General features: G+C 69.5%; 9 protein-coding genes and 1 tRNA gene. 8 read left to right on the top strand and 2 right to left on the bottom strand.

The window, feature by feature from the left end:
- From DZF91_RS39675 to DZF91_RS11140, 7 genes are all read left to right on the top strand, one after another.
- On the top strand, window positions 1–913 hold a 913-nt coding region (locus DZF91_RS39675), incomplete at its 5' end, for a hypothetical protein (RefSeq protein ID WP_199486551.1).
- Window positions 914–1,116: 203 nt separating this feature from the next.
- Window positions 1,117–1,350, top strand: a complete 234-nt coding sequence (locus DZF91_RS11160) for a hypothetical protein (RefSeq protein WP_117357391.1) — start codon at window positions 1,117–1,119, stop codon at window positions 1,348–1,350.
- Between the two features lie 187 nt (window positions 1,351–1,537).
- The gene (locus DZF91_RS11155; protein WP_199486550.1) at window positions 1,538–1,696 is read left to right on the top strand and encodes a DUF7507 domain-containing protein; all 159 of its coding nucleotides are present in this window, start codon (window positions 1,538–1,540) and stop codon (window positions 1,694–1,696) included.
- Window positions 1,697–1,713: 17 nt separating this feature from the next.
- Window positions 1,714–2,178, top strand: a complete 465-nt coding sequence (locus DZF91_RS43240) for a DUF7507 domain-containing protein (protein ID WP_456236645.1) — start codon at window positions 1,714–1,716, stop codon at window positions 2,176–2,178.
- Between the two features lie 24 nt (window positions 2,179–2,202).
- On the top strand, window positions 2,203–2,961 hold the full coding sequence (locus DZF91_RS11150) for a L,D-transpeptidase (RefSeq protein WP_199486549.1): 759 nt from the start codon (window positions 2,203–2,205) through the stop codon (window positions 2,959–2,961).
- Between the two features lie 84 nt (window positions 2,962–3,045).
- On the top strand, window positions 3,046–4,221 hold the full coding sequence (locus tag DZF91_RS11145; protein ID WP_158587913.1) for a serine hydrolase domain-containing protein: 1,176 nt from the start codon (window positions 3,046–3,048) through the stop codon (window positions 4,219–4,221).
- A gap of 408 nt (window positions 4,222–4,629) precedes the next feature.
- Window positions 4,630–5,691, top strand: coding sequence for an EcsC family protein (locus DZF91_RS11140; protein WP_158587912.1), 1,062 nt, complete (start codon window positions 4,630–4,632; stop codon window positions 5,689–5,691).
- A 415-nt stretch (window positions 5,692–6,106) separates the two neighbouring features.
- Here DZF91_RS11140 and DZF91_RS11130 read toward each other — a convergent pair.
- Window positions 6,107–6,180 (bottom strand) — tRNA-Pro (locus DZF91_RS11130).
- 112 nt (window positions 6,181–6,292) lie between these two features.
- Complete coding sequence (locus tag DZF91_RS11125; protein ID WP_117357388.1) at window positions 6,293–7,192, bottom strand: metallophosphoesterase; 900 nt, start codon at window positions 7,190–7,192, stop codon at window positions 6,293–6,295.
- Window positions 7,193–7,290: 98 nt separating this feature from the next.
- Here DZF91_RS11125 and DZF91_RS11120 point away from each other — a divergent pair, with 98 nt between their 5' ends.
- On the top strand, window positions 7,291–7,749 hold the full coding sequence (locus DZF91_RS11120) for a GatB/YqeY domain-containing protein (protein ID WP_117357387.1): 459 nt from the start codon (window positions 7,291–7,293) through the stop codon (window positions 7,747–7,749).
- Window positions 7,750–7,888: the final 139 nt, after the last annotated feature.

Below are 7,888 nucleotides of genomic sequence, written 5' to 3'. Positions count from 1 at the left end.
GACGGCCGCCGCGGCCGTGGCCGTCGCCGCGACCCTGCCCGGCGGCGACGGCGGCGGACACGGCCGGACGGCCCCGTCCGCCGCGATCGACACCCGCGCCTTCCTGCTGGCCAGCGCGGACAACGCCGCCAGACAGCCGACCACCCACGGCTCCTGCTGGTACTCGCGCACCCGCATGCTCCAGAAGGTGGGGGAGCCGCTGCACAGCAAGGCGAAGCCGGACGCCAAGCCGCTGCCGTTCCGGGCGAGCACCGCGGCCAGCAGTGAGGACTGGGTCTGCTCCCTTCCCGGGAAGACCGCCGTGCGGCTGCGTTCGCGCGGGCCGCTGGACGTCCGCGTCACCTTCCCCACCAAGAAGGACGAGGCGGCCTGGCGGGCGGCGGGCTCCCCGCCCCTGGACGTCAACGGCGGGACCACCGCGACCAAGCCGTTCAGCGTGACGTACGACAAGCCGTCGCACATCGTGAACCCGGTGACCGGCTCCCACGAGATCGCCTGGAGGACCGTTCCGGGGCTGCCCGGCACGAAGGCGGACCTCGACCCCTTCCTGCGCGGGCTCTGGGTGCAGGACCGGAAGGGCGGCGCGCACGGGTACACGGCCCCGGCCTCCTACTGCCAGTACGTCTTCGTCGCCGCCTGGGACCTGTTCATGGCCCCGACCTCCTCCGGGACCAGGTCGTCCCTGTACCGGATCCTGGCCGACTGCCCATCGGTCCGCGCCACCGGGCACACCACCGACGCCCAGGGGCGCCGGGGCGTCGCGCTCACCTCCGAGGGCGTCCGCCTCGTCGTGGACCCGTCGTCCGCCCAGCTCCTCGAGTACGACGACTCCGTGACGGACCCGGCCAGCGACCGCCTCCTCTTCGAGAAGCAGGGCTGGGTCGCCGCCCTCGGCGCCTTCCCGACCCGCTGAAACGGTGGAGCCGGGACGGGGCGCGCCGCCGCTCCGTCCCGGCTCCACCTCCCCGCGCCCGTTCGCGAAGTCCTCCCGCACGGCGAGGGAGCGCGTCGACAAACCGCCATACCCATGGACGAATCGACGCCGCACGCCCGGGAGCCACCGCCGACACGCCACCAATCGCGGCCTTCTTCGAACGTGTGTTCTAGCATGGGGGCATGCACCTCGATCAGTCCGTCACCGCGGAGACCACCGCCACCGGCCGTCCCGTCCGCCTCATCCGTCCGGACGGCAGCAGCTTCGGCGTCCGGCGCGTCATGGCCGAATGGCAGCCGCCGGGTGCTCCGCGCCTCCTCCGCCTGCACGTGACCACTCCCGGCGGAGCGCCCGCCATCGCCGAGGTCACCGCGTCCGCCTCGGACGCGTGGCGGCTCCGCCAGCTCTGGACCTGACCCGCCCCGACCCGGCCTGCCCACCCCACCTGCCTGACCGTTTCGGTGGCATTGTCTAAAAGCGCCTCTGAACAGCGAAAACATGGAGATCTCTCATGATCGGTAGCGGGTAGGACACGCTCCGTTTGATCAAGCTGGGCCGTGGGGGGAACATGGGTGGTCACACCGTCGCGGACTGTTCCGCCGGTTGAATCGAACGAGAGTGTGCACGGCGGTCGCGTCCTTCTCCAGCATGGGGCAGACGATCCGCTACACCTACGAGGTGGACAACACCGGGAACGTCACGCTGAACGACGTGGGCGTCACCGACACCCTGTCCGGCCTGTCGGCGGTGACGGGACCCTGACGCCACCCGGGACGGCGGTGCGCAAGCGCGCGCGTCCGACGACGTTCTCCCGGCCGGGCGAGAAGATCCACTACACCTACCGGGTGAGCAACCCGGGGCGCGCGCCGCTCGACCGCGTCGTCGACCGGCTCCGCGGCCTGTCCGCGATCCACTGCCCGAGGCGGACGCTCGCGCCGGACGAGTCGATGACCCTGCGCCACGACCTACCGCGTCCGCGCCAAGGACCTGAAGAGGCAGGTCGTCCGGAACCGCTCCGTCGCCGAAGGAACACCGCCGGGACCGCACGTCCCGGTCGTGTCCCGGCCGGCCTGGGCGGTCGCTTACGGACGCGTCCCGGTGACGGGCTGACGCCACACCGCACCCTGCATGTGGGCCTGATCCCGAACCCGGGATCAGGCCCTCGGGCAGTGTCCCCAACCATGCCCCCTGACCAGCGGGGACATGAGAGCCTTCCTGAAGGTGACAGACGTTCGGTGGCGTAGCGATCACGAAGCGTAGGGGAGAACGTGGAAGTCCAGGACCTGCACAGCCCGCGGCCTCCGCACCCGCGGCGGTACCGGAAGACGGCGCGCCGGACGCTCCTGGTCGTCCCTCCCGCGATGCTGGCGATCGTCCACCCGACTCCGGCGAGCGCGGCCCGCCCACAGCTCATGCCGCGCTCCGACATCACCCAGGTCGCCACGCTCAACACCGACGCCCCCCGGTACGTCCGTCCCGGGAAGCGCGAAAAAGGCGAAGTCCCGGTCTACTGGTTCGGCCGTCCGTCCGCGCTTCCGGTGATCGCGTCCCGGCCCGGCTGGGTCCGCGTTCGCCTGGCCCAACGCCCGAACGGCTCGACCACCTGGCTCCGCCGCGAGGACGTGAAACTCACCAGCACGCCCTACCGCATCGTCATCGACCTCTCCAGCAAGCACCTGAAGCTCTACAAGAACGGCCGCCGCGTCATGTCCGCCCCGGCCGGCGTCGGAGCCCCCGACGACCCCACACCCATCGGCAAGTTCTTCGTCGCCTTTCGCCAGGGGCCGCCCCGTCCCAACAACGGCTACGGCCCGTTCATCCTGGTCACGTCCGCCCATTCCCGCCGCATCTCCAACTGGGAAGGCTCGGGCGACGCCGTCATCGGCATCCACGGCCCCCTCGGCCGCGACCGTGCCATCGGAACTTGGGGTGCCCGCATCTCCCACGGATGCATCCGCCTGCACAACAGATCCCTGCTCCGCCTCCGCGCCGTCCCCCCAGGCACCCCGGTGGACGTCACCCGCTGACACTGCACTACAGCCCGCCACCCCATCTTCCGGCTGGTGAGCTGTATCGTCCGCGCCCTTCCGCCGGACCTAGCGTCGATGCCCATGACGAGCTCACCGATTCGGCGCGGCCGATCCCTCCTGGCCCTGGCCGCCCTCGCGGCCGTAACCCTCACCGCGGGCTGCGGCTCCGGTACGAGCACCGTCCGCGGACCCTCCGTCCTCGAGCGGGACGCCGCCGCGATCACCGCGCTCGGCGTGACGGGCGTCCAGGCCCGCGTGATCACCCCGGACGGGCGGAACCTGACCGCCACCAGCGGCGTCGCCGACCTGAATACCCGCCGTCCCGTCTCCCCGGACGGCCACTTCCGGATCGCCAGCGTCACCAAGGCGTTCACGGCGACCGTGATCCTCCAGCTGGTGGGCGAAGGCAGACTCGGCCTGGACGACCCGGTGGAGCGCCACCTGCCCGGCACGGTCTCCGGCAGCGGCAACGACGGCCGCACGATCACCATCCGCCACCTGCTCCAGCACACCAGCGGCATCCACGACGACTTCCCCGACTACACGTCGGCGAAGGACTTCCAGCAGCACCGCTACGACACCTACACGGCCAAGCAGATCGTCGCCCGGGCCATGCGCCACCAGCCGGACTTCAAGCCCCCCGGCAAGCAGTGGATCTACTCCAACACCGGCTACACGCTGCTCGGCCTGATCATCCAGCGGGTCACCGGCCATCCCTGGCACGAAGAGGTGAGAAACCGGATCGTCCGGCCGCTGAACCTCCAGCACACGACCTGGCCGGGCACGTCCCCCAAACTGCCCCAGCCCCACGCCCAGACCTACCAGCGCTTCAAGCCCAGCGAACCGATCACGGACGTCACCGACCAGGTCAGCCTGGTCAACAACGGGGAGGCCGGCCTCGTCTCCACGACCGCCGACCTCACCACGTTCTTCCACGCTCTCCTGACGGGACGCCTCCTGCCCCCGGCGCAGCTGGCCCAGATGAAGACGACCGTCCCGATCGGCAAGCAGTTCGAACCTCTCATGCCCGGCGCCCGCGACGGCTTGGGGATCTTCTCCCACCCCCTCACCTGCGGCGGCACCTACTGGGGCCACGAGGGCGGCGACTCCGGCTGGATCACCGCCACCGGCACGACCCCCGACGGCCGCACAGTCGCAGTCTCCCTCTCCGGCGTCCAGGCGGCCACTCCACAAGACGTCCTCCGCATCTCCCAAGCCGAGAACACCCTCGTGAACAACGCCCTCTGCCCCAATTGAAGCTTCCGCTAGCGCAGTCGACGACATCGTGGCATCGTGGCACCACGCCGAAATAAAACGCGTACCGAGTGGGAAAGGCCTCACGTTCGGAAGGCGGAACATCGTGCCGAGTGAGAGCAGCGGACGAGCCGAGTGGGCCCGCCTCACACGGTTCCTCTCAACGCAACCCCAAACCGAAAACGCCGTCCGCCTTTCATGGGATGACCTGTCAGAGATCGTCGGGCGCGTCCCCGAGTGCAGCAACCTGACCAAAGCTGGCGCGGACGAGCGCCAACTGATGCCGGCCTGGCGCCGCTAAGGGGACGGCCTTTATACGACAACCGGGCCGGAAGCAAAAGATGCCATAGCCCGCGAAAATCCTCTAATAATTCTCAGGGGAACGACGAACGGAAACGAATGTCCGGTGATATGACGCCGTACGATCGCAAGGCGTGGGACGAGATCGAGGAGTGGCGGCAGAAGCGGCTGGCCGTGCGCACGCCCCGTGTCGTGTCGGAAGGGACACGAGAGCGCCTTCGGGTCGCCGGACGGAAGGTCCGCAACTCCGTCAGAGTCCTGCCCGGTCTGCCCGACTTCGAGAGCATCTTCGTCGGGTCGCTGGAAGCATTGGCGGGATTGGGGGGTCGGGCGGCCATGGCGACCGTGCCGAAGGCCTCCGTCGTCAAGGCGTATCGCAAGCGCGGCGGCGACGTGGACGATCTTGAGGACATCCGGACACTCGATCTCGAACTGATCGACAAGGTCAAGCCGCGGCTAGGCCTTCGCTACACCACCTTCGCCACCGCCGAAGGTGCAGGAGCGGGCTTCGCCGCCTCCGGAGGCGGTCTGCTCGCCGCGGGGGGCACCGTCGCCGGCGCCGGAGCGGGGGCCGCACCCGGTGCTGCACTGTTCATGGGGACGCTGGTGGCCGACGCTGCGGCGGTTCTCGTCGCGGGCCACCGGGCCGTCGCGCACATCGGTGCATATTACGGCTACGACGCCGAGCATCCCGACGAGCAGCTCTTCGTCCTCGGCATCCTCGGCCTCGGCACGGCTTCCGAGGGCGCGAAGCTCGCTGCCTATGCGGAAATCAACAAGCTCGTTCAAGCGCTTGCCCGGCGTGCGACGTGGGATCAGCTCAACCAGAACGTCGTGACCAAGGTGGTGCAGAAGGTCTTCACACGTTTCGGTTTCACTCTTACGAAGAAGAAGCTCGGACAGGCGGTACCGATCATGGGCATCGCGCTCGGTGCGGGGGCGAACACGATACTTCTGAAGCGCATCACGGACGACGCAGAGCACCTCTACCGCGAGCGGTTCCTGCGTGAGCGCTACGGGATCGAGACGGTCGCCGACTCGTCTGCCGCCGATGCGGACTCCGACGAAGTTGTCGACATCGTCAATATCGTTGACGCCGAGATCCTCGATGAGGACAACGAGCCCCCCAACGACGACCCCACGCCGGCAGCAGTAGGCGACGAGCGCACGTGAGTCCCCCGGACGAGTTCATTGGACTGCGCCAGCGAGGGCCAGCCGAGGTCAACGCCGACAATCCCGTCCTGTGAACAAAGGGCAGTGAACTCCCATGCCCAACAGTTCGCCAATCGGGGTCGGAAATGCGAGCGTTCGCCTGATCAAGGTGCGGGGACACGCGTGCGACCTGCGCCACACTGCTCGCGGCCCTGGACGTTCACCCGCGCATGGCCATGCGCATCCTGCGCCATGCCCCGCGATCGACGTGACATGGAGGTCTACACGCAGGCCACCGACGAGAAGACGGTGGAGGCGCTGAAGCCCTTGGGGACGCGTTCAGGCTGTAGTCGTCAGGGCGCGTTGCTGTATCCGGCTGCTGTACGCAAAACGTCAAAGCCGCCTTCCACGATCGGAAGGCGGCTTTGACATGGCGTCGGGGTGGCGGGATTTGAACCCACGACCTCTTCGTCCCGAACGAAGCGCGCTGCCAAGCTGCGCTACACCCCGGTTGGTGGCTGCCCGGGAAGTCGTACGTTCCTCCCGGCGCCTGAACCAACTCTAGCGGATGTCGGGGAGTGCTGTGGACGGGTTATCGGGGTGAAGTGCGCCCCTTTGCCGGTCAGGTGCGGGGGACGAGGGTGAGGAGGCTCGCCTCCGGGGGGCAGCAGAAGCGCATGGGGGCGGTCGGGGAGGTGCCGAGGCCGGCGGAGACGTGGAGCCAGGCGCCGTTGTAGGGGTGCAGGCCCTTCACGCGGGGGCGGTCGATGCCGCAGTTGGTGGCCAGGGCGCCGTAGAAGGGTACGCAGACCTGGCCGCCGTGGGTGTGGCCCGCGAGCAGGAGGTCGTAGCCGTCGGCGGCGAACCGGTCCAGGTTGCGGGGCTCGGGGGAGTGCGTGACGCCGAGGTGGACGTCGGCCTGGGGGTCCACGGGGCCCGCGATCTTGTCGTAGCGGTCGCGGTTGATGTGGGAGTCGTCGATGCCGCCGAACTCGACGTCCAGGTCGCCGACCTTGAGGCGGCCGATGCGGTTGTTGAGGTCGAGCCAGCCCGCGGCGCGGAGCGAGGACGCCAGCTCGCGGTACGGGAGGTCGGGCTCGCGGCGGCGCTTGGCGTAGTCGGACTTGCTGGTGCGCCAGACGTAGCGGAGCGGGTTCTTGAACGTCGGCGAGTACAGGTCGTTCGAGCCGAAGACGAACGCGCCGGGACGGTCGAGGAGGGGGCCGAGGGCGTCCAGGAAGGGGCCGACGGCGTCGCGGTGGCCGAGGGAGTCGCCGGTGTTGACGACGAGGTCGGGCTCCAGGGCGTCCAGGGACCGGACCCAGTCGATCAGGCGGCGGCGGCCGGGCGTCAGGTGCGCGTCCGAGATGTGCAGGACGCGGACGGACGGACGGCCCGGCGGCAGCACGGGGACCTCGAACCGGCGCAGGCGGAACCAGTTCCGCTCCACCAGTGAGGCGTAGCCGAACGTCGCGGCGCCCGTCCCCGCCAGGGCCAGGGGCACGCTGTAGAGCTTTCGCACGGTTCTCCCTCCGGATGCTCCCCTCCAATCGTTCCAGAGTCCCGGACCGCTCGGTAATCCTGATGAGGTCACCGGGACGCAGCGGGCATCATGTGACCATGAGTTCCCTGAAGGAGAAGCTGGAGGCCGACCTGTCGGTCGCCATGAAGGCCCGCGACGAGGTGCGCACCCGCACCCTGCGGATGGCGCTGACGGCGGTCAAGAACGAGGAGGTCGCCGGGAAGCAGGCTCGCGAGCTGTCCGACGAGGACGTCGTCCGGGTGCTGACCCGCGAGGCCAAGAAGCGGCGCGAGGCCGCGCAGGCGTTCGCGGACGCCGGCCGTACCGAGCAGGCCCAGGCCGAGCGCGACGAGCAGGAAGTGCTGGACGGCTACCTGCCCGCGCAGCTCTCCGACGTCGAGCTGACCGCGCTGGTCGCCGACGCGATCGCGGAGACCGGAGCGGACGGTCCGCGGGCCATGGGGCAGGTCATGAAGGTCGTGAACCCGAAGGTCGCCGGACGCGCCGAGGGTGGACGCGTCGCCGCCGAGGTGAAGCGTCAGCTCGCCCCGTCCTGATCACGGGCGTCGCGGGTGAGAGGTCCGGGCGCTGAGCGTCCTGGTGACGCCGCACCGGTTTCGGCGCATCGCGTCGTCCGCTGAGCGTCCTGGTGTCCATGGAGAGGCCCCGGTAGCCGAGTGCTGCCGGGGCCTCGTC

Source organism: Actinomadura logoneensis (assembly GCF_003428695.1).
GTDB classification, from domain to species: Bacteria; Actinomycetota; Actinomycetes; order Streptosporangiales; family Streptosporangiaceae; genus Spirillospora; species Spirillospora logoneensis.
Note: the sequence above shows the minus strand (reverse complement) of the source record. Positions and strands in the feature narration are given on the sequence as shown.

What these genes read in the sequence shown, in the direction of transcription:
- DZF91_RS11160 (WP_117357391.1), top strand. Translation starts at nt 1,117, where the DNA reads ATGCACCTCGATCAGTCCGTCACCGCGGAGACCACCGCCACCGGCCGT.
- DZF91_RS11145 (WP_158587913.1), top strand. Translation starts at nt 3,046, where the DNA reads ATGACGAGCTCACCGATTCGGCGCGGCCGATCCCTCCTGGCCCTGGCC.
- DZF91_RS11140 (WP_158587912.1), top strand. Translation starts at nt 4,630, where the DNA reads ATGACGCCGTACGATCGCAAGGCGTGGGACGAGATCGAGGAGTGGCGG.
- DZF91_RS11120 (WP_117357387.1), top strand. Translation starts at nt 7,291, where the DNA reads ATGAGTTCCCTGAAGGAGAAGCTGGAGGCCGACCTGTCGGTCGCCATG.